Source organism: Verrucomicrobium sp. 3C, assembly GCF_000379365.1.
In the GTDB taxonomy this organism is placed as follows: Bacteria; Verrucomicrobiota; Verrucomicrobiia; order Methylacidiphilales; family Methylacidiphilaceae; genus Methylacidimicrobium.
On the sequence record NZ_KB901875.1, the window covers coordinates 433,792 to 460,262 of the forward strand.

Genomic DNA, 26,471 nt, shown 5'->3' on the forward strand with positions numbered 1-26,471 from the left:
CTGGTCGTTCCAGGTAAGAACACGAAAAAGCTACCGTTCGGCCCATGTTTGGTGGCGTCGTCGCAAGACGTTGGTGCGCAGGACCAAAAATTTGAAATTGGCACTAGATGGTCCGGTTATGGCGCTGAAGTAGCCCACGGCTCCCCGGCGGCGACTCCTAAGGCAGAGAGGAGTTGCGGGCCTGACTGCCCCAACGCTAATCGAACCATATAGGAAGGCCTTTCATCCCTATTGGAAGAGGGCTCTTCGCCGAATGGAATGGGCGAAGGGAGCGGATTCGCCGTTGCGGGATGGCAAGAACACCGTTTCTTGCCATCCCTCTTCGACGGATTGCGCGTCCGGAGGACTGGCCGTCAAGGACGCTGCGACTTCGTCGATCCTCCTTGACGGCGGATGGCCAAGCTCGGGGCGTTTTCCGATTCTTTGGGCACGGACGCGAACAAGCTTTTTGGGATGGCCTTACCGTTGGGTCTGGAATGGAAGGTGATTCGAAGCGAACTTTCTGCGGTGGATCCTACCTTGAAGATCTGGCTCGATTTTCGAGAGGGCCATCGGTTCCCCTGTCCGGAATGCGGGCGTCCTTCTCCTGCGCACGACACGGTGGAGAAGCGGTGGAGGCACATGAACTTCTGGCAGTACAAGACCGAGCTGGTGGCACGGGTTCCACGGGTGGACTGTCCGGAGCACGGAGTGCGGTTGGCGGAAGTTCCCTGGGCCAGACCGGGGAGCGGGTTTACCCTGATGATGGAGGCGGTCATCCGGATGCTTTCCCAGGAGATGCCGATTTCCCAGGTGGCCAAGATGCTCAAGGAGCAGGACACCCGGCTGTGGAGAATCTTGGAGCACTACGTGGAAAAGGCCTATCGGAAGGAGGATTGGAGCGGGGTGAAGCGGATCTTGGTCGACGAGACCAGCAGCAAGCGGGGTCACCGGTACGTGACCGCCGTTACCGACGCGGAGAGCCGGAAGCTCCTCTTCCTGGTGGAGGGCAAAGGAAAGGAGGCCTTGGAGGCATTTGCCAAGGAGATGCGGGAGCACGGAGCGGATCCCGAGCAGATTGAGCTGATCTGCATGGTCATGAGCCCCTCCTACATTGCCGGAGCCAAGGAGCACTTCCGCAAGGAGGAGATCGTCTTTGACCGCTTCCCCCACATGCCGATGGCGGGAGAGGCGGTCGACCGGGTGCGCAAGGAGTTCGTGCGTCAGGGGCTGCTGCCGAAGGGAAGCCTCTGGGCGCTGCGAGGCAACGAATGGAAGCGAAGCAGGGAGCAGAAGAGTCTGCGTGCTTCTCTTTGTGCGGCCTACCCCCGACTGGGAAGAGCCATTGGGTTGCGGGAGGCTCTGCAAGAGATCCTCGCCCAAGAGGATCCCCAAGAGCTCCGCTGGTGGCTCCAGTGGGCCGACCGCAGCTGGCTTGCTCCCTTCCGAAAGCTTTCCAAGACGATCAAAGAGCACATGGACGGCGTCCTTGCTTTCCTCCAGAGCCGGGTGACCAATGGCCTCATCGAGGCGATCAACGGACTTATCCAGCTCGCCAAAAGGATGGCCAGAGGCTTCCGAAGCTTCCGGTGCTTGCGGATCGCCGCTTTCCTCAAAGCCGGAAAGCTGAGGTTGGATGTTCCCGCCTTGGCCACATGAAATAGCGAAGAGGCACAATCCAATACCCCGAGCGGTCAGATCACTTGTTACCAAAGCGGTCAGTTTGACATGTGTTCAACACTGACAAGATGCCGATGAAGGAGTCCACGCGGAATTCAGTCGAGGGCGCGGACCTGCGAGACCGGATCATCCGATCTCTTCGGGCCCAAGGGTTCCGTGTTCGCAACGGAGCGATCCTGCCTCCGAAGGAACTTTCAAAGGAGAGAATCCGCGAGCTTCACAAGACCGCCGTTGAGTATCGGATCGAGCGGGCCAGAGATGGCCTGTTTCGAGTGGAGGGGGATCTGCTGCGCCACATCGCATCGGGACCCGAGGTTGATCCCTCGCGGATGTCCCCTCGCTTGGTAGAGGTCCTCCCTGAATCGGAAGAGGAGCTTCTCTTCCGGTATGCAGCCCTGCATTGGAGCATCCCGGTGTCGTCCGGCTATGGAAGGCGCCTTCGCTTCCTCGTCGTCGACGACAGCAACGGGAAGCTCGTAGGTCTAATTGGGCTGGGAGACCCGGTCTACAGCCTCGGGCCCCGCGATGAGTGGATAGGCTGGACGCCTTCTGACCGGAAGAAGCGACTTGGGCACGTCATGGACGCCTTCGTGCTCGGCGCGGTTCCGCCCTACTCGTTCCTTTTGTGCGGAAAGCTCGTGGCGATGCTGGCCGCGAGCGATACCGTCCGCAACGCCTTCAAGAGGAAATACGGGGGCACACGCTCGGTGATCAGACGAAAGCTCCATGATGGCCGTCTTGCCCTCGTCACGACGGCGTCCGCACTTGGGCGGTCCTCTGTCTACAACAGGCTGCGGTTCGGAGGCAGGCTTCTTTATCAGAGCGTGGGCTTCACGAAGGGGTCCGGCGAGTTTCACTTCTCGAACGGCCTCTACAGTGCGATCACGGAGTTCGCGGAGAAGCACTGCGAGCCCACGGCGAAGCAGGAGCGCTGGGGCACGGGTTTCCGCAATCGCCGCGAGGTCATCAAGAAGTGCCTTCCGGCTCTTGGGCTTTCCAGCGACTGGGTGTACCACGGGATCGAGCGAGAGATCTTTGTTGTTCCACTCGCCCGCAACGCGCGGGAATTCCTCCAGGGTCAGCACACCCGACTGCTGTGGCATCGGCAAACGGAAGCCCAGTTGTTCGAGTACTTCCGGGATCGGTGGATGCTGCCAAGGGCCTCCTGGGACGACAGCTTCAAGTCGTGGTGCAAGGACGAGTGGGCAATCTGGTCGAAGAAGGAGAACGGTCGTGGGTGATACCTTCTCCGATCTTCCTGATGCCCTCGTTCGGGATCTCCTCGCGCAGGCGACACCCGTCGCCGAGCGAGTCTCCACGCACTTGAACAGGCTCCGTCAGGCCCGGGGCACCATCCGCCAGCGGGTCCAGTCGAAGGGGCTGATCGCGCGCAAGGCGGACCTCGATGTTACAAGAGAGCCTTCCGTTGTAGGCATCGACGGATCTTACCAAGTCCACCGTCTCACGGCGCTGGACCTATGCGCGGCAGCGGCTGTGGCCGTGGAAGGCACCGCGAAAGAGGCCCGCCGCCACTGGCAGGAGCCCTATCACCGGATATGGGTGAGCAGCTTCGAGCATAGCAAGAACGCGACGAACGCCCTTCGCGGCCTGATGATCTCGATGGAGTTGGAGCTTGCAGATAAGGCGCCACATGACCTCGTCCTCCTAGACGGTTCCTTCATCGTCTTCGTCATCTACCTGAACCAGGGGCTGACGAGCTTCAGGGAGGCTCCCGGTCTCCTACGCGAGGAATTCCAGAAGCGATGGAGTGAGCAACAGGTTCTGGAGCGCTTCCTTGCCCTGATCGCGAGCGACCGGACGGTGGCCGTTCCGAAATACAGCGGGAGGAACGAGCTCAAGAACTTCCTGGGGGAGAACGACCTCCCGGAGACCGATGGGAAGACGCTGGCGACGATCATCCTCGAGCCCGATGAGTACGTGACGCCGCTTCCCATCTTCCATTTCGGCGGCGAGGACGCGGAGTACCACTTGCCGGTGGAGCATTGCCCCCGGGAACGCCAGGAGCAGATGAACCGCTCCATAAAGGACATGCGCGTCGTCTTCTACAGGCCCTACAGCTGGGCACCAGCGGTACGCCTGGAAGTGACGGCGCCCATTGCCGCCAGCCAGTCCAGGCTGTTGATGGTCCTGGAAGGAATCAAGCGTCAGCTGTTCAGCCCGGCGGTCACGGAACCGTACCCGTTGTTTCTAGCGGATCGCATGGTCAAAAGCCTCGGCGCGGGTGTCGCAGTAATTGAGCAGACCGTGGCTCAGCACGCCGTGGGGGCTTCCGCTGACACTGAGGCGACCCTCCTGTGCTTGCAGAACTACCGCACAGAAGGTGGCCGAGGAGGAAGCTGATGCCGAATGATCGAAGCAGAAATGTCGCGGTCGTCGGGAGCCCCTCGACGAACACGGAGCTGACCGTCGACCTACTCCAGGAGGCGACCGAGGAGCGGCTCGTCGGCGCGCTCACGGCATTCGACGCAGTGCAGAACGGTCAATGCATCACCTCGGTCGGGCAGATCGTGAGCATCGAGTTGAAGAACCGCTGGCACGAAGACTCGGTGTTCCGAAACCTTGTGAAGCGCACCGGTGAGATCCCACCGATCACGAACCGGCAGGACACGCGGACGGCGGACCTCGTCGTGGGGGCAACTTTCCGGAAGTCAACGAACGGCTTCGATCCCGAAGTCCTGGGAATGGTCCCTCCCACGGGAACTCCGGTATATCGAGTCGATCAGGCGCTACTCGACAGACTCCTAAAGGTCTACCGCTCCGAGATCGTCTATCTCGGGCGCGCGTATGCGAACGACGTCCTCTACCCGATGTGGTTCAAGCACTTCGGGAGCGGGCCCGGTGGCGCTGGTGAGGCGTACCACCTGGGTGTGTTCGGCAAGACCGGCTCCGGGAAATCGGGGCTTGCCAAGATGACGCTCTGCGCCTATGCGCGCCACCCGCAGTTGGGCATCCTCGTGATCGATCCCCAAGGCGAGTTCTCCCTCGAGCTTTCGGGGACACGGGTCGGTCAGCAAGGACTGCAACTCGATCAGGTGGTACGTGGCCAAGGCCGAGCGATCCACGTCTTTCACATCGGAGACCTGCAGCTCGACGACTGGGAGACCTTCGAGGAGATGCTCCAGTCGTTGCGGTTCCTTGAACAGCTCGGCATCCCGAGCCGCTCCGCCGACAATTCGCGGAAGGCAGCCGAGGTCATAAGGAATAAGCTGGAAGGCACTCACCGGCTGGACAACCTGGGCACGCAGCAGGCGCTGGATGACGCCTTGAGGGCAGTCGCCGATCAGAACAACGCGACATACATCTACTCCTCCGCACGCGCACGGGAACTTCAGCAACGTGTTCAGCGACTCCAGAGTGACCGGAACCGCCTCACCCAGGTCTTCAACGACTCGTGGACACCAATCTGCCAGCTCTTCAGCGCCGGGCAGAACCGTCAGCGGCTCTTCAGCTACTCACAGTCGGGCATCATCAACATGCTTCTCGGCTCGCCCGGGGCTACGGGGCCAAGGCCGGTAATCGTCATCGACATTTCCCGGCAGGGGAATCAGCGCTTCTGGTCCGAAGAGCTTCAGCGGCGCATCCTCGGCAAGCTCCTGAAGATCCTCGTTGCGCAGGCGACGTCAAGCCTGAGCACGCAGCAGAGCGCGAACGTTCTCGTCCTTCTGGACGAGGCGCATCGCCACGCCCCGAGCGGGAGGTTGGAGGACGATTCGGAGGCGGATCAGCTGCGGTCTCTGCTGCGGAGAGCGGTACGAGAGACGCGGAAGTATGGAATCGGCTGGTTCTTTATCAGCCAGACGCTGGGCGGCCTGGACAATGAGATCCTCCAGCAGCTGAGAATCCTGGCCTTCGGGTTCGGCCTCGCGATGGGGACGGAGTTTGACCGCCTGCGGGACTTCGTGGGCGGTGACAAGCGGGCCTTGGAACTCTACCAGTCCTTCCGGGACCCACAGAGCTTCCCGAGGCGGGACCTCCAGGAGTTCCCGTTCATGGCGGTGGGGCCGGTGTCGCCTTTGGCGTTCAGCGGCAAGCCGTTCTTCTTCACGATGTTCACGGACATGGACGAATTCCGCCGCTTCAACAATCTGTAGCTGCAGCCGCGCCGGAGCTTGTGAGAAATTGCTGGAAGGCGTGAAGCTGATCCCTCGTTTGCGGAATCTGCGCGATGGGCCGCAGTGCCCGCTCGGTGATCGCCGGACGGCGGGCCATGTCGGGCAGGGACAGGACGTGCTCCTGGATCTCGGGCGCGAGGCGCAGCAGACCCATGACCTGGGTCACCCGGGCGCGGGTGATGCCCTCCCGGCGGGCAATGGCGGCCTGGTTGGCCTCCTCCCCGGACTCGAGGAGCGCCTGCCACTCGATGGCCTTGCGGAGGAGTTCCACCACCCGGGGCGTCCGGGGGGCCTTGGGCGGTTTGCGGTTGCGGACCCCGGGCGGAAGGGCGTTGATGACTCGGTCGGCGGCCACGCGCCGCGTCAGGGTGCCCACGTTGCCGTTTTCGAACGCCCCCTTGGGCCCGAGGGCGATCTCGACCGTCTGTTCACGGTAGGCGGCCACGGGCCCGCCGTTGCCGGCGTCCATGGCGACATGGACGATGCGGAACCAGATCTCGGGCTGGGCCCAGCCTGGGCGGCCGCGTCGAATACTGTTACATTCGGGGAGCCATTTGCTACGATCGTCCAGAAGAAGGCCAACCGGGCGGAGCAGTTCGACCGCGGGCGCTTGGACGAGCTTCGGCTGCTCGTCGCCGGGTCTGCGCCCATCTGGGAGGCGATCATGGCGACAGCGGCACCCTCTCTTTTTGTAACGCCCGAAAAGCTGCAGATGATCTCCGACCAATTATTGGAACTATCGGTGTTCGATGCTGTGTTTTTCCATCTTGTCATGGACAAGAGGCTCTTTATGTGGACGAAGGCCGGCCAGTGGGTCGAAGTGGATAGCGGGGACAGGTGAAAGAATCGAGGTGCGAAAGGCCCATGGGATGAATTCGTTATCAACGCTTCTTGGGAAGGCTCTCGGCTACGCCCCTTCGTGGCTGACCGCTTGCTTTCGCCATGATTCCCTTGGCTCCCGGCTGCTTCGGCCAGTCCTCAATCCGCTGCTACCCGCCGGGCATTCCTGGGGACGCGTGGCGTCCGGCCCCTGCCGCGGCATCTGGCTCCTGCTCGACTTGAAAGGGGAAAAAGGCTTTCTCACAGGAAGGAGGGAAGAAGAGTTCCAAGATGCCCTGAGCCGGGCGATCCGACCGGGAGCCTCCTATTGGGATGTGGGAGCCAACGTGGGCTTCTATACCATGCTCGGAAGTAGGCTGGTTGGACCCGGAGGGCGGGTGGTCGCGATCGAGCCCGACCCAGAGAACGCTAATCGCCTTCGCGCCGCGGTGGAAAAGAATGGCTTTAGGAACGTCGAAGTAGCGGAGGTCGCCTTAAGCTCATCCGAAGGGGTGATGGCCCTGGAACGACATGGTGCCATGAGCCGCCTGCAGGCAGCACAGAACGTAGACGGGACGGCTATGGTACCGGTCACCGTTTCCACGATGGAAAAGCTGGCGGAGCGTTTCGGGGTACCCGATGTAGTTAAGATCGACGTGGAGGGGGCGGAAGTCGATGTGTTGCGCGGGATGGGCCCGCATTACCAGGACCGGAAGCCTCTCTTTCTGATCGAATTTCACAGTAAGGAGTTGCTCGAAGAAGCAAAAGGGCTTTTGCCCGACTACGAGTTCCGGCCGATCGACGCGGAACATTGGTGGCTTGAGCCAAAAGAGCCCCTTCGGTGAATGGAATGCTCGGAGGGGGCAGATTTGCCATTGAGGGATGGCAAGAAACGGTGTTCTAGCCATCCGTCTTCGGCGGATTGTGCGTCCGGGCGAATTGCCGTCAAGGACGCTTCGACTTCGTCGATTCTCCTTGACGGCGGATCGCCGAGCTCGCGTCGTTTTCCGATTCCTCGGGCATGGATGCGAACAAGCTTTTTTGGGATGGCCTTACAGTTGGGTTCGGAATGGAAGGTGACTCGAAGCGAACTGTCTGCGGTGGATCATACCTTGAAGATCTGGATCGATTTTCGCGAGGGCCATCGGTTCCCCTGTCCGGAATGCGGGCGTTCTTCTCCTGCGCACGACACGGTGGAGAAGCGGTGGAGGCACAGGAACTTCTGGCAGTACAAGACCGAGCTGGTGGCGCGGGTTCCTCGGGTGGACTGTCCGGAGCACGGAGTGCGGTTGGCGGAAGTTCCCTGGGCCAAACCGGGGAGCGGGTTTACCCTGATGATGGAGGCGGTCATCCTGATCCTTTCCCAGGAGATGCCGGTTTCCCAGGTGGCCGAGATGCTCAAGGAGCAGGACAGCCGGCTGTGGAGAATCTTGGAGCACTCCGTGGAAAAGGCCTATCGGAAGGACGATGGGAGCGGGGTGAAGCGGATCTTGGTCGACGAGACCAGCAGCAAGCGGGGTCACCGCTACGTGACCGCGGTTAGCGACACGGATAGCCGGAAGCTCCTCTTCCTGGTGGAGGGCAAAGGGAAGGAGACCTTGGAGGCATTTGCAAGGGAGATGCGGGAGCACGGAGCGGATCCCGAGCAGATCGAGCGGATCTGCATGGACATGAGCCCCTCCTACATTTCCGGAGCCAAGGAGCACTTCCCCAGGGCGCAGATCGTCTTTGACCGCTTCCAGCTCATGCAGATGGCGGGGGAGGCGGTCGATCAGGTGCGCAAGGAGTTCATGCGTCAGGGGCTGCTGCCGAAGGGAAGCCTCTGGGCACTGCGAGGCAACGAATGGACGCGAAGCAGGGAGCAGAAGAGTCTGCGTGCTTCTCTTTGTGCGGCCTACCCCCGACTGGGAAGAGCCATTGGGTTGCGGGAGGCTCTGCAAGAGATCCTCGCCCAAGAGGATCCCCAAGAGCTCCGCTGGTGGCTCCAGTGGGCCGACCGCAGCCGGCTTGCTCCCTTCCGAAAGCTTTCCAAGACGATCAAAGAGCACATGGACGGCGTCCTTGCTTTCCTCCAGAGCCGGGTGACCAATCGTCTCATCGAGGCGATCAACGGACTCATCCAGCTTGCCAAAAGGATGGCCAGAGGCTTCCGAAGCTTTCGGCGCTTGCGGATCGCCGCTTTCCTCAAAGCCGGAAAGCTGAGGTTGGATCTTCCCATCGTAACCTCATAACCGAACTTCCGCTGTGTAGTGTCGCAAGTGATTGTAGCAGAACGTTAAGACTTTTTCGTTCTGCCTACATGGCCCATTTGGGCGGGCGAGCAAAGAGGGGGAGCAGGTCGAGCTTTTGGAGCAGTGCGTTGATGTCGGCGGGGATCTTGGAGAAGAACCCGATCAAAGGCCGTCCGTTCGGGGCGAGCCGGATCAAGCGGATCGCCTGAAGGCGGCGGAGCACCTTGGGCACCTCTTCGGTAAACCCTTTGGCCACCCATTCGGTCCCGAGGCGGGCATTCATCCAGAAAGCCAAGAAGCAGATTCTCACGTGGTTGCGGACCCGATCGGGCCGCCAATGATAGACCGGACGGACTTCGAGGTAGCTCTTGAGTTCTGAAAAAGCGGCCTCGACCTCTGCGAGCCGCTTGTAGTGGGTCAGCACCTCCTGAGGAGAAGCCTTGGCGGACGGGAGGTTGGTCTCCAAAAGATACCAGCCGTCGATCGCCTCTTCTTCTTTGACCCGCTCTTGGTCAAGCTTCCACCAGAACCGGCCCTTGGCGTCGACTCCATACTGAAAGTACTTATGGGCCTGGATCCGCTGGAGCGCCCGGCCGATCCGGCTGCCGAGCTCGACCGGGTCTGCCCCCTTGCGCGTTGCCTTGGCAATCTGGCGCAGCTCTTCCTCTCCTCGGGCGATGCGGCTCTGCCGCCGCTCCCGATCGCGCATCGCGCGCCACTCCCCTCCGGCAACGACGTAGCGAACCCCTTGGTGCTCGATCTCCATCACCCGGGTTCGATCCGTCAGCCAGAGCTGCCGATCTTTGGGAAGTCGCCGAACGATCTCCTGGAGCTTGGTCCCAGTTGATCGGGTCACGTACTCAAGCTCCATGCCGGTGAGCATCTCCAGATTCCACCGGCTCTTCATCCCGCCATCGAAGACGAAGGTAGCCTCTCGGATCCCAAGTCGGCGTCTGAGAGTCACCAAGAGCCCCGTCAGCGTCGTGCTGTCCGCCCGGTTCCCCCGCAGGACCTCCACATGGATCGGGATCCCCCGGGCATCGGTGGCGACCGCAAGAAGCACCTGCCGCCGATCTTGCCGGTGATCCCGGCTGTAGCCGTACTGCGCCAATCCCTCGGGGCCGTCCCCCTCGAAGTAGACACTCGAAAGGTCATAGAGCACCAAGCTCGCTCCCTCTGGTTGGGCTTCCCGGTAAAGCTTCTTCTCGATCCCGCTCCAAACGCCGTTGAGCCCATCCATCGCCCGGTAGAGATCGTCTTCTTCCAGGTCCTTCTCCTCCAGCCCGCATACCTTAGCCAAAAGCGTCCCGCCTGCCTCCTCCCGAAGGGCGAGCTTGGAAGAGGGAAAGAGAATCCGTCCAAAGATCATCGCTTTCAAAAGCCGCCCCTTCCGCTCCGAACCCACCCCGGAAAGAACCTGATCGAGTCCAAATCGCTGCCACGCTTGCTCGAGAACCGCGAGTCCTCCGTAATCGAGAGCTTCCTGCCCTTCCAGTCCGTCCAGGGGCACCAGCTTCTTCCCCTGCAGCAGCGCTCGGACCGCCTGCTGGACCTCCACCGGCATCCGGGTCAGATTGGACAGGATCCTGGTCTTGACCTGCTTGCCCACCCGATACGACTCCCGGACAAGAACGGATCGGTAGACTTTGCCCCTCTGGCAAGTGCGCACCTCTTGCACGTACATGCCTACAATATGCCAAGAGCATGATGCTTATGCAAACAAATTTTATTCACATTGTATTCGCATTACACGTCCTACATTATTTTGCGTAAGTCCTTCATGTGCCGAAACAATCCTCAAAATTGTGCGGAAGATGGGATAACCCACGAAAAACAGCGAAGAGGCAAAAAAGAACGTTTTTTACCCGAGAGAGCGACACAGGTTTTGCGCGCTCTGACGCTAAAAAAAAGTCTGGGGAGCGAACGAACCAGCTAGAAGCCTGTGGAATACGGGTCGGAGGAACTACCGAACGACGGAGGAGGGCTGAACATATCGCTTTGTCGGCGACGATCCTCTTCCTCCTGCTGCTCCCGCATGGTGCAAAAGCCGCATTTGGCTCCATCGGTGTAAGTCGGCCCCCCACAACTCGGGCACGTCGGAGACGGCGCGGAGGTCATCGACGCGATTGCGTCAGTCTTGGCCTCATTGAGTTGCGCCATCTCTTCTACATTATCCGGTGCAGACGACGCCAAGGCGCGTAATAGGGCGGAAAGGAAGCCCATATTGCTTTTCTACTCCGCCGTAGCGAAGAGCGCCAAGAGAAAAGTCAGGGAGCGATGGCGAAGAAACGGCCCGCTTCCGCTTCGCTCACGAGAGCCCGGTAATGCCGGAAAACTAAGGCAGGGCTCGTGTGACCGAGTTCCAGACTCACCCTCGGGGCGTCATTGCATTGGGCGAGGCGATAACTGGCGAAGGAATGCCGCATCGCGTTCGTCTTCCACTTTACCCCAGAGACGGCTAGGACCTTGGCAAGCATCCGGCGAGCGTTCTTCGGACGGATCGGACCGTGCTTCTTGCGGTAGGGCGTGATCCACGAGGCGGCATTCTCCGGGATCGGAACCACCCGGCGGGAGGCGGTCTTCGCAGTAGCGGCCTCAATTCGCACTTCTTTGTCGCCCACGTGCTCCCAGGGAATCCGGTCCAGCTCTGCCGTCCGAAGTCCGCAGAAGAGGCCAAGCGTGAGATAAGGGAGCAGCGAGGGAGCGACTTCGCGGGCCGAAGTGAGGAGTGCCTGAGCCTCGGCAACCGTGAAAACCTCGGTCTCGACTGGCTGAATCTTCGGCACTGGAACGTCGTCGATGATCCCTTTCCGACACCAGCCTCGGCGCGCGCAGAACGCGAGGAATGTACCGAGTCGCGTGCGCAGGCTTCGTTTCGTCAGTCCGCCGGTCGGAAGCGTGGTGAGCCATGTTTCAATGTCTCGGGAACCGATTGCGGACAGAACCGCGCCCGAAAATCGGCTCTGGAATTGTTGCGCCGCCCCACGGAGCGACTGCAAAGACCGATGCCGCAGGCCGTCCCTCTCTCTCGTGGTTAGGAAGTCCCTGACGGCATCCTCAATGGAGACGCTGGCAAGTTCCCGAGACTTCATCGTCGTCCATTCCCGAACGACGGCAAGCGGCTCCACGCCGAACGGCGCAAGGAGACGGCGCATTTCCGCTAGATCTTCCGCGTCCCCGGGCCGCAGCGCGAGCGCGCCCCCGCCGGCGGCTACGAGTTGATTCCGCAATGCATTCGCTTCCACCTGCGCTTGCATTTTCGTCTGATACCGTCGCCGATACCGCCGACCGTCCACGGTCCAAACAACCTCATGAGTGTAAACCTCCTTTCCCGGATTTTGAGGGTTGACCGGGATCGGCCTTGCAAGCTTGATGACGCGGGGTATCGCGGTTTTGGCGCGACTCACGGCAAGAGACTACCGCCCACGTAATTGGTATTCAAATGGTATTGTGTTCGGACGAAAAGCAGCTACACTCTGGTGGCACCGCCGTGCTCATAACTTTCGTAAAGCGTGGGTCAAGGGTTCGAATCCCTTAAGCGGCTCCCAGATATAAAGACGCAATCCTGCCTGGTAGAAGCCCTAGGGAAGCTTATTGCGTTAAGAACAGATGTGTAACGATGGATACGCAAAAAAGGGGGTAGAGACGTATGGATTCCGGCAACATTCCGGCAACATTCCGGCAACGCTTCGAGCCTCGACGCCGCGCTTCGGGTGGGCTGGGGCCATCAAGCTCGGCCTTCATCTCTAAATTTCGCCCGCCTTTAGTAAAAAAACCTCCACAACCTCCACAACCTCCACCGGACTCAGCCGGTCTCTCGCGCCGCGTGCTTTGCGCGAGGCTGATATTGCGAATGCCTTATCATGCTCAGCGGATCGTTCGGAGTCTCTCTTCACCGGCGGACGTCACGACGTCCGGGAACGTCGGCCGGGAATGGGCGATGGACGGAGGCTTACGAGTAAGACGGCGTAGGGCCGGAGCCACGGATCTCTCCAGAGCGTATGGCCTTATCAGTAAGACGGCGGCAAGGGGTAGGGGGCTTATTGATACCGCATTATCAGCCGCTATTGATAACGCATTATCACGCCCTCTCTGCCGCCCTGGCACCTGCGCGTTCTCGCGCAGGGGTTTGGGGCGCGCGCCGCGCCGGAAGTGAGTGCCCCCTGCTCGCCCCGCCCCCATGAAAAATTTTCTCCTTGGCCAACCAGGGGTAGGTGCGCTCTCTCTTACCAGTATTTTGACGAAGCCCGTCTCTTGTCGTAGAGTCGCTCTATGCGCTTGCTGATGTCGTCCGCCGCGAAGGCCATCTACAGGCAGCTTGTCGCCGCCGCCGGGAGCCACTACAAGGCTCTGCAGCGGATCGTCGATGACCCGAATTTCGGGTGCATCTCCATCGAGCCGGTTGATGCCGGGATGCTCACCGAGCATGCGGACCAAATCCGATCAAAGCTCTCCGGACAGGGCATCCCTAAGGGCATGCTTACCTCGCGCTCCATCGAAGCATGGCTCTTGCTCTACGGGAAGCAGGTTGCCGTCGATTTGCGCGAGGAAGCCCTACGCAAAACTCAAGAATTCGAACCACGGCTTTGGTCGGACAGGTACCAGAGCGATGAGGAAGCCCGGAGGATCGTGGCTCGGCACGTTCTGGGTATTATCCGGAACGCCGGCCGCAAGCGTCGGAAGCAGACCGAAGCCGAGAATGCGGTAGCGGATTCGGTTCAGGATTCCTTGAACGAGGCTGCGTATAAAGCACCGGAGAAAGCTGGCGGCGGAGGAGCGGATGCTTGAGGAAACGGCGGATCGGATTTGTTCACGGTCCTAGAGCAATCGCTCCTACTTCCGGCTCTTCACCCACTTGATAGCTTGGTAGTGGCAGATAACCGCGTAGTTCTGGATATAGTTGAACCCTCCGATCCCGCCTCCCGCGTTTGTTCCTTGCCCCCATCCCCAGGCTTGCCCCCCGGTAGGCCAGCGTTCCGCTTGCACCAAGATGATCGCATCGGCTCCCACTTCCTTCGCCTTTGTTACCGCACGCGTTCTCGGTGATCCGAAAAGCCCGCCTCCCGCCTCAATCGCTCCTGTCACGATGTAGGGGCGCGAGGGGGGTGTAGCGTAGATATTCATCCCATTGATTATGGAATGTTCACCACTCCCGAGCGGTCCTCGATGCGGTACTTCCAAGGGATGCCAGTCCGCAAGAACCGCATGCGCGCTTTGCAGCGCGGGGCAGAGCAGCAGGAAAGCGAGAGCTAGCAGGGTTGATTTCGTTTTCATGTTTGGGGTTCTCCGTTATTTTCCGAATCTCCTCACCAGTTCTTCCGCCAGCGCCGGGCTGACGCTCTTGAGTCGTTCGTAGAGAGCAATGGCTTCCTTGTAGTTTCCCCGGTCAACCCAGATAACCCCGTAGGTCATCAGGGCATCGGGATTCCGAGGGTTGATGCTCAGAGCCGTTTGAGCGGATCGGATCGCATCGTAGACGTTCTTGGATTCGTACTGCGCCCGCGAAAGCTCGCCCCATAGGGCGTCGTCCCTCGGGGCGATCTTCACCCCCTCATTGAATGCTTTTGCCGCATCGGACGGGTTGCCGGATAGCTCAAGGGATTCGCCCAAGGATCGCCAGAGCGCAGGGACGTTGGGAGTAAGCACGCAGGCTTCCTCGAATCCTCGCGCCGCTTCCGGGTAATCCTTGAGCGCGAAGCAGGCGATCCCATAGGTGCCCCAGGCGTTTGCATCCGTGGGAATCGCCTCCATCCATTCTTTCGCTAGAGTCCTCAGGTCTGCATACTGATTGGCGTCGATCAGGGCGCACGCTCGGCGGACGTAAGCATCAGAATCCGTGCTCAGGTCATGCGGTCGCGCCCCCATGCTCAGGGCATATTGCATTGCTGCGAAGAGAAGCAGAAACGCCCCGATGCCGAGAGTTGCCGCGATGAGTTTGTATCCCTTCATCTTCCGAGCCTTCGATCAATCCACGCATGCGCCTCCGCGAACGTCGCCTTGGCCGCGTCTCCCTTGTAGCCCAAACGGCGCATCAGCCGGACTTGCTTGAACGTGGCAAGCCCCTGCTCCCGGCGCTTGCCCATTCCATCGATGAGCTTGCTGGCGAGCCCGCGATTGGTGATCAGGCTCAAGTCGAAACCGGACTTGTCCAAAACCTCCCGCTGCCTTTCGGTCGGTTGCGCGCTCTCCCAGGACAGGACGGGTTCGTAGTCCGCATCCCCGGCGAGCATCACTTCCAGGTAGTCCCTCACGATACGGCTCGAATGATCGTGCAGCCGTGCAGCAAGGGCCTCCTCACGCTCCCGCCTAATCTCCTCGGCCTTCTCCGCCGCGTTGAGCAGGTCCTTCTCGCCTTTTTCCAGAGCCTCCTCGATGCGGGCCTCTTCCTCTTCGCTCTTGGCGATTAGCGCGGAAGATTTTAGCACCGGCAGCCGGGCATGAACGAAGCAGGGATCGAGGATCAAGCAGTCGAGCTTGCCATCGGAAAGGCGCGTGCCCCTGCCGATCATTTGCTGATAGAGCACTCGGGAGCGGGTTGGGCGGAGTAGCAGAATCGCATCGACCGGAGGACAATCGAACCCCTCCGTGAGGAGCATAGCATTCGCCAAAAGTTGAATCTTCCCGGTCTTGAACCGTTCCAGCTTTTGCGCCCGGTCCGAAGACTCGCCGTCAACGTGCTCTGCCCGCAGTCCGGCATCTCGGCAGAAGGCAACGAAAGCCTGCGACGTGGCCCGCAAAGGGAGGAAAGCCAAGATGCGACGCTCGGCGTAGTCTTTGGCGATAATCCCCGCTATCTCTTCCAGGTACGGACTTACCGCGTCCGCTGCTTCTTCCTCGGCGAACTCACCTTTGCGGATGGCCACGCCGGACAGGTCGATTCCACCCCCGGCCAGCGGCAGGGTGTCCACGGTCAAGCGTGAGAGATAGCCTTGGCGGATCAAGTCCGGGAGTCCGATGCGGTAAACCTCGCGCTCGAAGATACCGGACAGGTCTTTCTCGTCCGCCCGGAAGGGTGTAGCCGTTAAGCCGAGGACGCGGGAATGGCTAAAATGCTCGAGGATCTTGGCGTAGGTGCGAGCGGCCGAATGGTGGGCCTCGTCCACAATCACACTCCCGAAGTGATTCCTCGGGTAGCGAGACAACCGCCGAACCATCGTCTGCACCGAAGCCACCACCACCGAGCTTTTCAGGGAGGCTACGGAGGACGCCTTCTCTAGTGCGGAGGAAAGCCCGCAAAACTTCTTGAGTGAAGCCTGGGCTTGGCTTAGTAGCTCTTCTCTGTGGGCAAGAATCAACGTCTTCCCGCCAGCCCTTACTTCCTCGGCGGCGACATGAGCGAAGATCACGGTCTTGCCCGATCCAGTTGGCGCAGAAATCGGTAGTGTCCGCTTTTTTGTGTGCGGGTCGATTTTCCGCTTTGTTGTCTAACAGTAAAGAGAGTTGTTCGCACGCCGTCAACTCGGACCGGCGAGACCGCTTCCCCAAAGCGGTCGGCTCTAGCCGGGACAGTTGGTGAATAACCCCGCTTGGGGGTTATTCCAAGGCGTGGGAAGCAACTCTCCACTTTTTCATGGCTTTTAGACTCCTTCCGCCAGGAAGAATCGCTCCCCGAACTGGATGGCAAATTGCCTGGCCGCCTGGTTCCAGGTCGGCGACGGATGTTTCCATTTCTTGGTGACGTTCCGTAAGACCAGGAAAATCAATTTGGTCGCCGCTTCATCATTGGGAAAATGTCCTCTGGTTTTGAGGACCTTCCGCAACTGCATATGCAGGCTCTCTCGATGGCATTGGTCGTGTAGATCATCTTTCGGATCTCCCTGCGAGAAGGCGCGAAGAACGGAATAACCTTCTTCCCAGACTCTTCGCCACACATCTGGACGATGGTCGGGAGTTTCTTCCCCCACTCGCCGGCGGCGAACTCTTCGCGAGTCGCTTGGCGGCGACTTCAGCAGCAGTTTCCGCACTGTAGAGCTGCGCTTGAGTTCCCCTGCCACCCGGACCGGCGCTCCCCTTCCAGTTGCACAAGGAGAGCGAATTGGCGGATCAGATGCACGCGATGCAGGTCTGAATCTGCGCCCGGGGGAAAACGGCCGTGATCGCGTCCGGAAACCCCTTGAGCCCGTCGACGACCGCGATCAAGATGTCCTCCATCCCGCGATGCTTGAGTTCGTTCATCACCGCTAACCAGAACTTGGCTCCTTCGGTTTGCTGGATCCAAAGACCCAGCACATCCTTGGTGCCGTCGCGCCGGAGTCCCAAGGCCAGATAGACCGCCTTATTTCTGACCGCTCCCTCATCCCGGATCTTGACCCACAACGCATCAAAGAAGACGACCGGATACATCCTCTCCAGCGGCCGGCTCTGCCACTCGAGCACATCGTCCATCACCGAATCGGTCACCGTGCTGATCAGATCGGCAGAAACCTCCAACTTGTACTGCTCTTCCAAAAACGCCTGGATCTCCCGCACCGTCATCCCTCGGGCATACATGGCGATGATCTTGGAATCAAAGCCCCCAAACCGCCGTTGCCCCTTGCGGACAAACCGAGGCTCGAAGTCCCCGGCTCGATCACGCGGCACCTCGATCTCCAGATGCCCATCCTCGCTCACCAAGGTCTTTCTGCTGGTCCCATTCCGATGGTTCTCCCGCCTCCGGCCCGCTTCGCCCTTGGGCGCCTGGCCCTTCTCGTAACCCAGATAGTGGGTCATCTCCGCTCCCAGCACCCGCTCGTAGAGCCGCTTGGTCAGCTGCTCCATGATCCCCCCAGGACCGACCAGATCTTCCGGCTTCTGGTAGTCCTTCATCAGCTCTTCAATGATCGCCGCACTGATCCCAGGCTTCTTGCCTCCTCGGTCCTGCGCTTCCTGCTCGTTGTTCGTGGTCACTTCCCTTTCCATTTTCATCTCCTTCTACTTCGGTTGTGACCCACACACAAATTTTCGGATAGGCTCCAGAAATCAAGAGACGGCGGGCTTCCTTCCAACCCTCGCGGATGGCTTCTAAGGCGGCGTCCTGGTAGGGGCGGCGCAAGACCTTGGTTGTTTCAGGCAGCCCGCTCATCTTGCCTTACGCTCCCCTCTCCGCTGCCGTGAGCCCCGGAAAGCCGTTGCAAGACTTGCGATAGCTCGCGCTCCGATTGATGGCTACCGGCGCTTTGCCGTTGTCTTCGATTGGTACCGTCAAGGCTGGCGAATGGCTACCTTGCGCTTTCGCTACGGCGAACTCGAAAATCTCCTCTTCCGGGGCGTTGAGCTTACCGGCCTTGATGAGGAATTGCGCCTTGAGCATCGCCTCGGAGACGATCTCGGCCACGGCAAACGATTCGAGCCTCGCCTTCGCCCGGTAACGCCAATAGGAACCCTCGCCGTTGAGCCCGGCCTTCCATTCCTGAAAGCCCATTTCGTCTAGCTCTTGCTCAAAAGCCGTCTTCATTCCCGGGCCTCCAATTCCGCCATTCGTTTCCGCAGCCGGGCCATTCGCTTGTCCTTGAGCCTCTGCTTGCTCTGCTCCGCTCGGCGTTGTTTGCGGTTCAACTTCATTCCATTCCCCTGGAATCCGCCTCTTCCTCGTCCTCCGCCTCCTCATCCCCGCCCGCAACGCTCTCCGCCTCTGCCCTACTCGCGGCGGCCAAGTTGGACCGCAGGGTGTCCAATTCCCGGATCTTCGCCGAAAGCTCCGATCTTTGGTCCTTGAGCCCGTCGATCTCGGCTGTCAGCCGCACAATTTCTGCCGTCTTGTCTACTGCTTGCATGGTTCTCCTTTTGTTTTTGGTGTTTGGTTTCGCTCAAGCCGGATGCGCGGGAAACCTGCCCGCGACGCTGCCCGAACGATCTCGGCGTCGGTTGCCAGAAGATGGCCGGTTAGATAATCCAAGATCCAATCCCGGATCTCCTTGGCGGGATCGGGCCTCGGGAACCACGTAGCGGGTTTGTCGTGAGTGCAGGCGATCACGCCACCCAGGAGGACGCATTTCGGGCAGACCAGCCCCAGGGAGGCTATGGCCCATCGGATCACGGTCCGGTCGTGCGCCGGGAAGAGTTGGAATGCCTCTTTGGGTGTCGGAATGATGCCAGTCGATTCGGCCCAGTCGATCAGCCGAGTTTTCGCGTCAAAGCAACGCGACCAAAAGCCGTTTCCGCGACGGCGACATTTCTCCCTCGGCAGGAATCGCTCAACCTCCTCCGGAAGCATCTCCCGCACGATCTCAGGCTTATGCCTCCTCAAGGCTTGCGTGAGCCGATCCCGCCGCTCTCCGGCAATCTCCTCCGGGAAGTGGGCAGCAATCGTCTCGTCGGGCCTCAGTTGTAGGCTCACCCCCGCCGCCTTCGCTTCTTCCAGTAGTTCCTTAGCTCCCATACTCACCGTTTTCGCTTTTTCTGATCTGCGCGACGGCTCTTCTGATGACCACCGGCAGAAGGCCTTTCTCCCGTTCCCCCCTCTTGCAGATCGCCTCGATGTCCTCCTGCGTAGGTGGCCGGGTGCTCGGGAGAAGCCTAAGAGCACTCTCGATCCAGATATTCAGTTCTTGGCGGTTGAGCTTGAAATCGAACCAAGCCGCCTCGGGCTTCCTGTGCGTGCAGGAATTGATTTCCAGCCTCCGGGCACAGTCGGGGCAGACAGCGGCCATATCCTCGATGGCGGCTCGAACCGCCGTCCTGGGATGCTTGGGATACCTGCGAAACGCCTCGTCGATTGTCGGCGTGCGTCCGTAATAGTGCCAGTAGGTGAGAAGGTTTGCCCTAAGCTCCCGGTACTCGGAGCTTTCCCGAAGCCGCATTTCCTCCGGCGCGGCTGGTGCCGGCTCCTTCTTGAGTTCCTCAATGATCGCATCCTTGTGATTCACATAAACCAGGGTGAGCCGGTCCTTGATCTCTCGCGGGGTGTCGTCGGCGAAGCTTATCCACGGCTGGCCGTCCGGCTTGATCGTGAGCGATCCGCCGATTGCTCGAAGCTCGGACAGGAACGCAGCGGGCTCCATGTAATGCCGGCGTGCGGGATCGTCGGGTTCCTGGTCCTGTGCTTGCTCGTTTGATTCCGCCGCTTCGCCGCGTAGTGCCTCGATGATCGAGTCCTTGTTCTTTCGAATCAGTTCCAGGTACTCTTCACGCCGAGAACCGGGAAAGTCCGGCGGCCAATCAATGCCTATCTTCCCGTCCGGCTTGAGGGACACCCTCACCCCTTCCGCGCTTATCTCTGACAATAGAAGCTTGATCATTGTTTGGTCCTCCGGGATTACACTTCGTCGTGAAGCCAACCGTCGTTGTCGGCGAGCGGCATGGGCGTCGTCGTGGTCGGCGCTTTAGCAACTTCCTCCTCTTGTCTCGGCGGAGTTTGCGGAATGTTTTTCGACACCTTCTGTAAGTAGATTTTTTTGCTTTTGTGCGCGTGCCCGTATTCGACGGACCAACCTATTGCCCGTAACTGAGGAGCGAGTCGTCGGATCTGCTTGCCCAGGGAGCGGGAGTTTTCTGGGAATCCCCTGGGCGGCCTATTGGGATCGGGCAACGCTTTCTGTAGCTCATCCAGCAATTCCGCCGGAGATCCGTCCCATCCGAAGTTGTGGGTTTCCAGAAATCTCATCAGCGCGGCCCCGGCAGGTGATCCTTCAAGGGCTCGTGCGGAAGCGCCCTCCCTCTCGGCATGGTAAACCTCTAAGAACCTTTCGGGCTCCCCGGCTCCGCGCTCGTCTGCGACGGCGAATGTTGCGAAGTCGGCCATGCGCGGCAGCCGGTTTATCTTCACGTTCGGCAATTCGCGCAAGGCCCCCGCGATGCGGGTCAGGAGCGCGCCGAAGATCTTCGGGGCGGCCTTTCGGAATTGCTCTTCGACTTCCGCCTCCTGCTTCCGCGATTCTTCCGGTACAGTCGGCAATTCGATGGAGATAGTCCGGTCAACCAGATCCCCCCGGATGGCAACCTCGTTGATCCCTGTCCAGATAGCGGGGCGCTTCGCTACAACAATGTGCTCGTTGTTTTGGTCATAAAGCTTCCGAGTCGCGTTGCCTCCGCCAGTCGAGAGACGGCACAGAGCGTCCGAAAGCTCCTCGTTGATACGCGAGAGATTGTCGAAGGCGAGTAGCCAAGAGTTATTGGCCGCGATGCACAAATCCTCGACGGACTTTGAAGCCGCCCGGAGCATCAGCTTGGAAGGGTCAACCAAGGACCGCAGGAAGCGTGCAGCCGTGCTCTTTCCCGATCCTTGTTCGCCCAAAAGTTCAAGCATCGGGTAAGGGCCGAATGGGTGAAACGAGAAGATGAGAAAAGCTTTGATCTGCAACCATGAATCATCTTCCAGCCCAGGATTCAGAAACCCTCGAAGCTCTTCCAGGGAGCCGCCTTCTTCCGGCTCCGGCAGCGGCATGGCGGCTCTAGATCGAACAAACAGGACGGGAGAGCGGTCGAGGAGCTTCCAGCCGCTCGCCGTTATGTGAATCACGCGCCATTTCGCGTCGCAGAGATCGACGAAAATTCCGATCAGCTTCCCGTTCGGCCCGATCTCAGGAGCGATGCGAAGAAAAACTTGAGACTGCTTGCCGCTGAATCGCGCTTCCGCACTAAGAAGGTTGACCGTCGCGCCCCAGACTTCGCCACTTAGCGCGGGCAGTTTGTTGTCATACGCGATCTTTTGGAAAAACTCCTTTGCGGCGGACGATTGAATGGGCCATGTCTCAAAATGTCCTTCCGATTGGAACCGGACAAAGCGCCCGTCCGCTCCGTCGTGGAAAAGCTCAACGTTAGGTATCGCCAGATCATACAGCGCCCGCGCTTTCGCATCGGCGGAGCCGCCGGCCTCCTTATCTTGGAGGTCTTTTGCCGCAACCTTGAGCGGCTTGGCAACCTCCTTCGATATCTGCTTTCGCAATGCAGGCGATAGATTGGACTTGTCCAATGCATTCTGGAATGGCACCAGATCCTCAGGGCGGATGATTTGCGGGAGATCGACGGCCTCATCCATGAGCTTCTGAAGCGCGGTTGTCGGGTCGCCCCCATTCTTGGCGATGCCGGACAAGTAATCGTCCGCGCCTTTGCCTTCCGAAAGATTCCACCGGAGCAGCCGGGGCACCGCTCCCGCCTTGCGTAGCACCAGTAGATTAGCGAAGAGCGCGATGCGAACGCTTGGGTTGTTCTCCCAATCAGCATCGAGAGCAAGCAACACTTTGCGACCTTGCCAAGCGATGTCGGCCGCCCATTCGGGCATGGCGTAGGCATCCTCCGTGGACCTCGCAAACCAGCAACCGCTCAGCCCAAGCGCGAATCCTCCGGCTTGCTCGATAGCAAGAGCCTTCACGGGTCCTTCCGTAAGAATCATCGGCTTATGAGGCTTCTCTAAAACCTCTTGGGTTTTCGGTCCGATGAACGGATAGGTGCCGGAGCCTTTGGGCCTGAGGAACTTCACAGGCTGGCCGTCGCTGCCCTGAAGCTCAGGGATCGCTCGAAACCCCCAATCTCGGATCTTCCCGGCCCGGTCTTTGTACGGGAACCAGATGCCCGCCGCAGAAGAGATCTCTCTTCCTCCAAGCCGGTCGAAGCCCAGGCGGCAGTTCATTAGCCCAGGCTCGGGCTTTTCCGTTATCTGCACCCCGGCTGCTTCCCAGGTTCCCCTATGGATGCCCCGCTTGATCAGGTACGTTTCGAGCGGGTTGATCACCGGCACTTCCGGCGTCTGGGTGATGGGGTCGTGGTTCATCGCTTCCCCTCGGTCAAGGCTGCAAGCTTTTCTTCTATGGCCGCTCGCCGGAACCGGATCCTTTTCCTGGATAGCTTCACACCTGGCAGCACGCCGGCGCGCCAGAGATCGAGCACAAGGCGCTTGCTGATGCCAAGCAGCTCCGCCACGTCGTCCGGCCCCATCCATTCCTTCTTGGAAGGAGTTGCGTCGCTCATCTTGAGCCTCCTCCCTTGGTGGAAATTTCCGTGGTGGAGAGAAAGGCTTGGAGGTCGCTCGGATTGATGCGGTACTTGCCGGACACCCAGTAGGCTCGAAGCCGCCCGGTCTTGATGAGCCGCTTGGCCGAGCTTTCGGGCACCGCAAGAAAGGTTGCCGCCTCCTCCAGTGTCAAAAGCCGGTCCGGAAAGCGAGGGGCAGGCTTTCCGTCGGGCGCGATGTCAATAACTTGCATGCGCGGAAGATAGATCTTCCCGGCTGGCTGAATCGCCCCCGTTTCAGCCAAAATCTTCCAGAGGTAGAGGAAAAAAAAGCCCCCGGCAGCGCCAAAAAAGGTTGCCGGGGGATGGGAAGGATTGCGTCGGTGGCTATATCAAAGGCGGCTGGCCGGATTCCCTGCGCTGCTTTTTTATGGCGATAATGCCATCGCGTATTCGCTTAGCCCGGGCATCCAGCCGCCCGCTTTCTATCTGGCGTGCCATCTTATCCTCGATCTCCGCAACTTCCCTTTCCGCCAGAATCCGGCAGATATTCCTATCGCTCTTGGTTGGATTGGCCTTCTTGTAGTCGCAATATGCTTTGAACCTTGTTATCGCATCAGGCTCGGCAACCTCTTCGTCTTCGCCCCCCACTTTGAACTTCTTCTTGCGCCCCTGCTTATCTGATCCGGCCTCTCGCATAGCCCGATCAAACGGATCCATCCCGTTCTTGCTGGTTAAGGAATCCATGGACGCATCTCCCTCTTTCGCATGGATAAGATCTTTGGCTTCACGGGCAATCTCCAGTATTTCCTCATCCGTGGCGTTAGGGTTTTGCTTGAGCCGATGGGTTAGGTGCAGCACCCCCTCGACATAAGCCTTGATTTCATAGCCGCCGTAGTATTTAGCGAGGATTCGGGCCGGTCCCTTGAGAGCTTGCGTCGCGTCTTCAATGGCCTTGTCCACGCTCGGCCACAGCCGTTCTAGCTCATTCAGCCGGTTGGCAAGGTCTTGTTGCAGCCATGCCCAGGTCGAATATCGGATGATGTTCATCAGGAACATCACACAAGGATGAACGGTCGCCCCCTTGCTCGTTTTCCCATTGTATATGTCTTTCCAAAGATCTTTGTTCCAACTCTGCTTCTGCTCAGGGGTGAACTTCCAGTAATCCTCGAAGGCCGAGATGGCGCTTCGCAAAGCATGGTTGTCATCCCTTGCTATCAGCGGAAGACGCTGCATCACGCCGGCGGGTATGGTGAGCCATGGGAGCTTGCCCTTCATGGCCGAAACCAGAGAGGGAACGTGAGGGGTAATGTAGTCAACGCCGGCTTGACGGTCTTCCGCGAGAACGATAGAGTTGAGTTGCTTAGATTTCATAACTTCAAGCATACAACGGCGGTGGTCTCGAATCAATCAGATTGCCGCCGTTTGTATTTGTAGAGTCGATAATCCCGAGCGCGTTTCCGTAATACAAAACCTCTCATAGAAAGCGCTCGCCGATGGCGCGCTACGGGTCGCCCGCTATGGTGATGCGGGCAGGGGTCAAAACGCGATCCTAGGGCCATCCTGACGCGGTTTTTCGAAGCAACCTTGCCGCGTTGATCGCGAAGTCGGAAAAAGAGCAGCGCCGTTTCTGCGCCGTTTCGCTCTATGTTGCGCCGTTTCTGTTTTGAAAACGGCGCACATTAAGTCGTTTATCCGCAAAGACTTTGTCGTTTGCGCCGTTTGCGCCATGTTTTCAGCTACCTTTTTTCTATAAAACATAGTTTTACCGCTGCCCCGCCGCGATCGGGATCACATTGGATGAGGCAGCAGGCGGGCGAATGGAGAAGTAGCGCTGGGCATCCTCCTCGCTCACCAGCGCGCGGTAGTGCCTGAAGACGAGCGCCGGCGACATATGGCCGAGTTCGAGGCTCACCCTGGGGGCGTCCTTGCATTGAGCAAGGCGATACGATGCGAAGGAATGCCTCATGGCGTTTGGCTTCCATGACACCCCTGAGGCTGCAATCACCCTACCCAGCTTGCGGCGGGAGTTAGGCGGGCGCACCGGGCCGGACTTTCTGCGGTAGGGCGCGAGCCACGCTGCCGCGTTCTCCGGGATCGGCACCACCCGCCTCGAAGCCGTCTTCGCTACGTCAGCCTCGATTCTGACTTCCTTCCCGTTGACGTACCGCCAATCCAGCCGATCCAACTCCGCCGTCCGAAGGCCGCAGAAGAGACCGAGAGCCAGATAGGGCACCATTTCAGGTGCGACGTTGCTTGCAGCTTCCAGTAGGGCGCGGACCTCATCGGGGGTGAAGATATGAGTCTGTGCGCTTCTGATCTTCGGCTTCTCGATGTCGGCCATGATTCCCTTCTCGCACCAGCCGCGTTTACCGCACCAGTTCATGAAGGCGCCTACCCGCCGCAGGATCGAGAGCCGCGTCAAGGGCTCAAGCTCTCCCCTGGCCGCAACGTAATCCGAGATGTCCGCCGCAGAGATCGAGGACACCAGCCTGTCCGGGAATGCGTTTACAAAGCGGGAGAGATCGCTCCGAAGGCTGGCGATGGCCCGGGGCCGCAGCTTGGCGGCTTCCTTGTATTCCAGGAAACGCTCATAGGCTTGCTCCATCGGAAGGCTTGCAGTCTCTTTCGCCCGTCTCTCGGCAAGCTCACGCGCCGCATCAATCACATTGCCCCCGCAGGATTGCAGGAGCCGCTTGGCTTCCACCCATTCCCGGACGGCGGCCAGGGGTTCTGTTTCAAATTCGGCGAGAAGCTCCCGCATCTTCGCCAAATCTTCGGCATCCCCGGGCCTTATCCCGAGAGACCCCTCCCCAGCGGTACGTGCTCGTTGCTTGAGCGCCCTACATGCCCGATCCGCCTCCACCCACGATCGGAAGAAGCGACGGTGACGCTTCCCGTCTGCCGTCCACTCCAGGACAAACGAGCAAGCCCGGACAGGCTTGGCCAGCCTCTTTACCCTCGGAGGTAGTGCTTTCATGCTCCAAGTGTACCCATCCGCTTCCATTCCGTCAACATTCCGGCAACGGAAAAGAAGCGGAATTGGGTTTATATCTGGTATGCAAGCGTTGCACACCCCTTTCCTAAAGCGTTGGTCGGCCGTTCGAATCGGCCCGGGACCAGTCAGATATAATTCGACATACGGAAGTAATGTCCTCTGGTAGACAAAGCGTAAGTCATCCTGCCTCTAGACGACACTCCGCGCCACACATGCCCGGAATACGCCCCTACGCACTGCTTAATTTCGTACGCAAACCGTATTCACGACCAGGGGTAGAGTTTCCTCCGGGCGCGAGTGAGGAAGTCTCGCCGAGAGAGGGATGAGGCCGGCTGGCGAAGTGAGTGGCCCTGCCCCGTCTTTTTCCAGTCGCATCCTTCTTCTTCCGATGCCACGCTATACCCGGAGGTGAGAAGAGAAGTTAACCTGACTTCCCTTGAGTAGCAGCATAACTCCTTGATGCGGAAGGACAGGCCTTTCCGCTACTGGCTACATCGCTGCCCAAGCCGGCGGCTGGGCGAAGAGCGGGAGCAGACGAAGTTTTTCCAGGAGCCGATTCAGTTCCCGAGGAATCTTGCTCAAAAGACGAACGATCGGCTTGCCTTCCACGGAGAGAACGCCGAGGCGGATCGACTGGAGGCGGCGCAGGAGCGCAGGAACGTGTTCAAAAACACCGAGCTTGCTCCACTCGGCGGCCAAACGAGCCGTCATCCAATACGCGAGGAAGCAGATCCTCACGTGGTTCCGGACCCGATCCGGCCGCCA

Annotated in this window: 23 protein-coding genes and 2 pseudogenes; 8 read left to right on the forward strand and 17 right to left on the reverse strand. The window is 59.7% G+C overall.

Annotated elements, in window-relative coordinates:
- The first annotated feature begins 453 nt into the window (after window positions 1-453).
- From A37A_RS0102555 to A37A_RS0102570, 4 genes are all read left to right on the forward strand, one after another.
- Entirely contained in the window at window positions 454-1,638 is a 1,185-nt protein-coding gene (locus A37A_RS0102555; protein WP_040888015.1) for an ISL3 family transposase, read from the forward strand.
- Window positions 1,639-1,733: 95 nt separating this feature from the next.
- Window positions 1,734-2,900 (forward strand): Druantia anti-phage system protein DruA, encoded by a 1,167-nt coding sequence (locus A37A_RS0102560; protein WP_155996436.1) that lies wholly within the window; start codon window positions 1,734-1,736, stop codon window positions 2,898-2,900.
- On the forward strand, window positions 2,893-4,020 hold the full coding sequence (locus A37A_RS0102565) for a DNA double-strand break repair nuclease NurA (RefSeq protein ID WP_018289979.1): 1,128 nt from the start codon (window positions 2,893-2,895) through the stop codon (window positions 4,018-4,020). Before A37A_RS0102560 ends, A37A_RS0102565 begins: the two co-directional genes overlap by 8 nt.
- The gene (locus A37A_RS0102570; RefSeq protein WP_018289980.1) at window positions 4,020-5,771 is read left to right on the forward strand and encodes an ATP-binding protein; all 1,752 of its coding nucleotides are present in this window, start codon (window positions 4,020-4,022) and stop codon (window positions 5,769-5,771) included. Before A37A_RS0102565 ends, A37A_RS0102570 begins: the two co-directional genes overlap by 1 nt.
- On the opposite strand, the gene A37A_RS21145 is transcribed toward A37A_RS0102570, so the two are convergent.
- Window positions 5,758-6,261, reverse strand: a complete 504-nt coding sequence (locus tag A37A_RS21145) for a hypothetical protein (RefSeq protein ID WP_018289981.1) — start codon at window positions 6,259-6,261, stop codon at window positions 5,758-5,760. The genes A37A_RS0102570 and A37A_RS21145 overlap by 14 nt on opposite strands.
- A gap of 6 nt (window positions 6,262-6,267) precedes the next feature.
- Between A37A_RS21145 and A37A_RS21150 the strand changes: the two genes are divergently transcribed.
- From A37A_RS21150 to A37A_RS0102590, 3 genes are all read left to right on the forward strand, one after another.
- Window positions 6,268-6,633 carry a hypothetical protein gene (locus A37A_RS21150; RefSeq protein WP_018289982.1) on the forward strand — a complete coding sequence of 122 codons (366 nt, stop codon included), beginning with the start codon at window positions 6,268-6,270 and terminating at the stop codon, window positions 6,631-6,633.
- Window positions 6,634-6,661: 28 nt separating this feature from the next.
- Window positions 6,662-7,456: an FkbM family methyltransferase gene (locus A37A_RS0102585; protein ID WP_018289983.1), complete on the forward strand. Its 795-nt coding sequence runs from the start codon at window positions 6,662-6,664 to the stop codon at window positions 7,454-7,456.
- A gap of 180 nt (window positions 7,457-7,636) precedes the next feature.
- Window positions 7,637-8,842, forward strand: a complete 1,206-nt coding sequence (locus A37A_RS0102590) for an ISL3 family transposase (protein WP_231363736.1) — start codon at window positions 7,637-7,639, stop codon at window positions 8,840-8,842.
- A gap of 64 nt (window positions 8,843-8,906) precedes the next feature.
- Here the strand turns inward: A37A_RS0102590 and A37A_RS0102595 are convergent, their stop codons facing one another.
- Complete coding sequence (locus A37A_RS0102595; protein WP_018289985.1) at window positions 8,907-10,526, reverse strand: IS1634 family transposase; 1,620 nt, start codon at window positions 10,524-10,526, stop codon at window positions 8,907-8,909.
- A gap of 583 nt (window positions 10,527-11,109) precedes the next feature.
- A complete protein-coding gene (locus tag A37A_RS0102600) occupies window positions 11,110-12,249 on the reverse strand; it encodes a tyrosine-type recombinase/integrase (protein ID WP_018289986.1) in 1,140 nt (379 codons plus the stop codon).
- Window positions 12,250-13,114: 865 nt separating this feature from the next.
- Here A37A_RS0102600 and A37A_RS0102610 point away from each other — a divergent pair.
- On the forward strand, window positions 13,115-13,630 hold the full coding sequence (locus tag A37A_RS0102610; RefSeq protein ID WP_018289988.1) for a hypothetical protein: 516 nt from the start codon (window positions 13,115-13,117) through the stop codon (window positions 13,628-13,630).
- A 45-nt stretch (window positions 13,631-13,675) separates the two neighbouring features.
- Here the strand turns inward: A37A_RS0102610 and A37A_RS0102615 are convergent, their stop codons facing one another.
- From A37A_RS0102615 to A37A_RS0102685, 14 genes and pseudogenes are all read right to left on the reverse strand, one after another.
- The gene (locus A37A_RS0102615) at window positions 13,676-14,116 is read right to left on the reverse strand and encodes a hypothetical protein (RefSeq protein ID WP_018289989.1); all 441 of its coding nucleotides are present in this window, start codon (window positions 14,114-14,116) and stop codon (window positions 13,676-13,678) included.
- A gap of 15 nt (window positions 14,117-14,131) precedes the next feature.
- Window positions 14,132-14,791 carry a tetratricopeptide repeat protein gene (locus A37A_RS0102620; protein WP_018289990.1) on the reverse strand — a complete coding sequence of 220 codons (660 nt, stop codon included), beginning with the start codon at window positions 14,789-14,791 and terminating at the stop codon, window positions 14,132-14,134.
- Window positions 14,788-16,251, reverse strand: coding sequence for a DEAD/DEAH box helicase (locus A37A_RS15340; RefSeq protein WP_081616167.1), 1,464 nt, complete (start codon window positions 16,249-16,251; stop codon window positions 14,788-14,790). Before A37A_RS15340 ends, A37A_RS0102620 begins: the two co-directional genes overlap by 4 nt.
- Window positions 16,252-16,419: 168 nt before the next feature.
- Window positions 16,420-17,647 (reverse strand): annotated as a pseudogene (locus A37A_RS15345) (IS256 family transposase).
- A gap of 262 nt (window positions 17,648-17,909) precedes the next feature.
- Window positions 17,910-18,275 (reverse strand): hypothetical protein, encoded by a 366-nt coding sequence (locus A37A_RS0102635; protein WP_018289993.1) that lies wholly within the window; start codon window positions 18,273-18,275, stop codon window positions 17,910-17,912.
- 103 nt (window positions 18,276-18,378) lie between these two features.
- A complete protein-coding gene (locus A37A_RS0102645) occupies window positions 18,379-18,594 on the reverse strand; it encodes a hypothetical protein (protein ID WP_018289995.1) in 216 nt (71 codons plus the stop codon).
- On the reverse strand, window positions 18,582-19,199 hold the full coding sequence (locus A37A_RS0102650) for a hypothetical protein (RefSeq protein WP_018289996.1): 618 nt from the start codon (window positions 19,197-19,199) through the stop codon (window positions 18,582-18,584). Before A37A_RS0102650 ends, A37A_RS0102645 begins: the two co-directional genes overlap by 13 nt.
- A complete protein-coding gene (locus tag A37A_RS0102655) occupies window positions 19,189-20,058 on the reverse strand; it encodes a hypothetical protein (protein ID WP_026195607.1) in 870 nt (289 codons plus the stop codon). The genes A37A_RS0102650 and A37A_RS0102655 overlap by 11 nt, the downstream gene beginning before the upstream one ends.
- A 17-nt stretch (window positions 20,059-20,075) precedes the next feature.
- On the reverse strand, window positions 20,076-22,529 hold the full coding sequence (locus A37A_RS17980) for a DUF3854 domain-containing protein (RefSeq protein WP_018289998.1): 2,454 nt from the start codon (window positions 22,527-22,529) through the stop codon (window positions 20,076-20,078).
- A complete protein-coding gene (locus A37A_RS0102665) occupies window positions 22,526-22,726 on the reverse strand; it encodes a helix-turn-helix domain-containing protein (RefSeq protein WP_018289999.1) in 201 nt (66 codons plus the stop codon). The genes A37A_RS17980 and A37A_RS0102665 overlap by 4 nt, the downstream gene beginning before the upstream one ends.
- Window positions 22,723-22,962 (reverse strand): helix-turn-helix domain-containing protein, encoded by a 240-nt coding sequence (locus tag A37A_RS0102670; protein WP_155996440.1) that lies wholly within the window; start codon window positions 22,960-22,962, stop codon window positions 22,723-22,725. Before A37A_RS0102670 ends, A37A_RS0102665 begins: the two co-directional genes overlap by 4 nt.
- Before the next feature lie 133 nt (window positions 22,963-23,095).
- Window positions 23,096-24,082 carry a hypothetical protein gene (locus A37A_RS0102675; RefSeq protein WP_155996442.1) on the reverse strand — a complete coding sequence of 329 codons (987 nt, stop codon included), beginning with the start codon at window positions 24,080-24,082 and terminating at the stop codon, window positions 23,096-23,098.
- 391 nt (window positions 24,083-24,473) lie between these two features.
- A complete protein-coding gene (gene xerC, locus A37A_RS0102680; RefSeq protein WP_020493907.1) occupies window positions 24,474-25,472 on the reverse strand; it encodes a tyrosine recombinase XerC in 999 nt (332 codons plus the stop codon).
- Window positions 25,473-26,195: 723 nt separating this feature from the next.
- Window positions 26,196-26,471: pseudogene (locus A37A_RS0102685) on the reverse strand (hypothetical protein); the annotation flags it as partial.

What these genes read in the sequence shown, in the direction of transcription:
- A37A_RS0102555 (WP_040888015.1), top strand. Translation starts at nt 454, where the DNA reads ATGGCCTTACCGTTGGGTCTGGAATGGAAGGTGATTCGAAGCGAACTT.
- A37A_RS0102560 (WP_155996436.1), top strand. Translation starts at nt 1,734, where the DNA reads ATGAAGGAGTCCACGCGGAATTCAGTCGAGGGCGCGGACCTGCGAGAC.
- A37A_RS0102570 (WP_018289980.1), top strand. Translation starts at nt 4,020, where the DNA reads ATGCCGAATGATCGAAGCAGAAATGTCGCGGTCGTCGGGAGCCCCTCG.
- A37A_RS21145 (WP_018289981.1), bottom strand. Translation starts at nt 6,261, where the DNA reads ATGGACGCCGGCAACGGCGGGCCCGTGGCCGCCTACCGTGAACAGACG.
- A37A_RS21150 (WP_018289982.1), top strand. Translation starts at nt 6,268, where the DNA reads ATGGACGATGCGGAACCAGATCTCGGGCTGGGCCCAGCCTGGGCGGCC.
- A37A_RS0102585 (WP_018289983.1), top strand. Translation starts at nt 6,662, where the DNA reads ATGAATTCGTTATCAACGCTTCTTGGGAAGGCTCTCGGCTACGCCCCT.
- A37A_RS0102590 (WP_231363736.1), top strand. Translation starts at nt 7,637, where the DNA reads ATGCGAACAAGCTTTTTTGGGATGGCCTTACAGTTGGGTTCGGAATGG.
- A37A_RS0102595 (WP_018289985.1), bottom strand. Translation starts at nt 10,526, where the DNA reads ATGTACGTGCAAGAGGTGCGCACTTGCCAGAGGGGCAAAGTCTACCGA.
- A37A_RS0102610 (WP_018289988.1), top strand. Translation starts at nt 13,115, where the DNA reads ATGCGCTTGCTGATGTCGTCCGCCGCGAAGGCCATCTACAGGCAGCTT.
- A37A_RS0102615 (WP_018289989.1), bottom strand. Translation starts at nt 14,116, where the DNA reads ATGAAAACGAAATCAACCCTGCTAGCTCTCGCTTTCCTGCTGCTCTGC.
- A37A_RS0102620 (WP_018289990.1), bottom strand. Translation starts at nt 14,791, where the DNA reads ATGAAGGGATACAAACTCATCGCGGCAACTCTCGGCATCGGGGCGTTT.
- A37A_RS0102635 (WP_018289993.1), bottom strand. Translation starts at nt 18,275, where the DNA reads ATGAAGACGGCTTTTGAGCAAGAGCTAGACGAAATGGGCTTTCAGGAA.
- A37A_RS0102645 (WP_018289995.1), bottom strand. Translation starts at nt 18,594, where the DNA reads ATGCAAGCAGTAGACAAGACGGCAGAAATTGTGCGGCTGACAGCCGAG.
- A37A_RS0102650 (WP_018289996.1), bottom strand. Translation starts at nt 19,199, where the DNA reads ATGGGAGCTAAGGAACTACTGGAAGAAGCGAAGGCGGCGGGGGTGAGC.
- A37A_RS0102655 (WP_026195607.1), bottom strand. Translation starts at nt 20,058, where the DNA reads ATGATCAAGCTTCTATTGTCAGAGATAAGCGCGGAAGGGGTGAGGGTG.
- A37A_RS17980 (WP_018289998.1), bottom strand. Translation starts at nt 22,529, where the DNA reads ATGAACCACGACCCCATCACCCAGACGCCGGAAGTGCCGGTGATCAAC.
- A37A_RS0102665 (WP_018289999.1), bottom strand. Translation starts at nt 22,726, where the DNA reads ATGAGCGACGCAACTCCTTCCAAGAAGGAATGGATGGGGCCGGACGAC.
- A37A_RS0102670 (WP_155996440.1), bottom strand. Translation starts at nt 22,962, where the DNA reads ATGCAAGTTATTGACATCGCGCCCGACGGAAAGCCTGCCCCTCGCTTT.
- A37A_RS0102675 (WP_155996442.1), bottom strand. Translation starts at nt 24,082, where the DNA reads ATGAAATCTAAGCAACTCAACTCTATCGTTCTCGCGGAAGACCGTCAA.
- xerC (WP_020493907.1), bottom strand. Translation starts at nt 25,472, where the DNA reads ATGCGGGAGCTTCTCGCCGAATTTGAAACAGAACCCCTGGCCGCCGTC.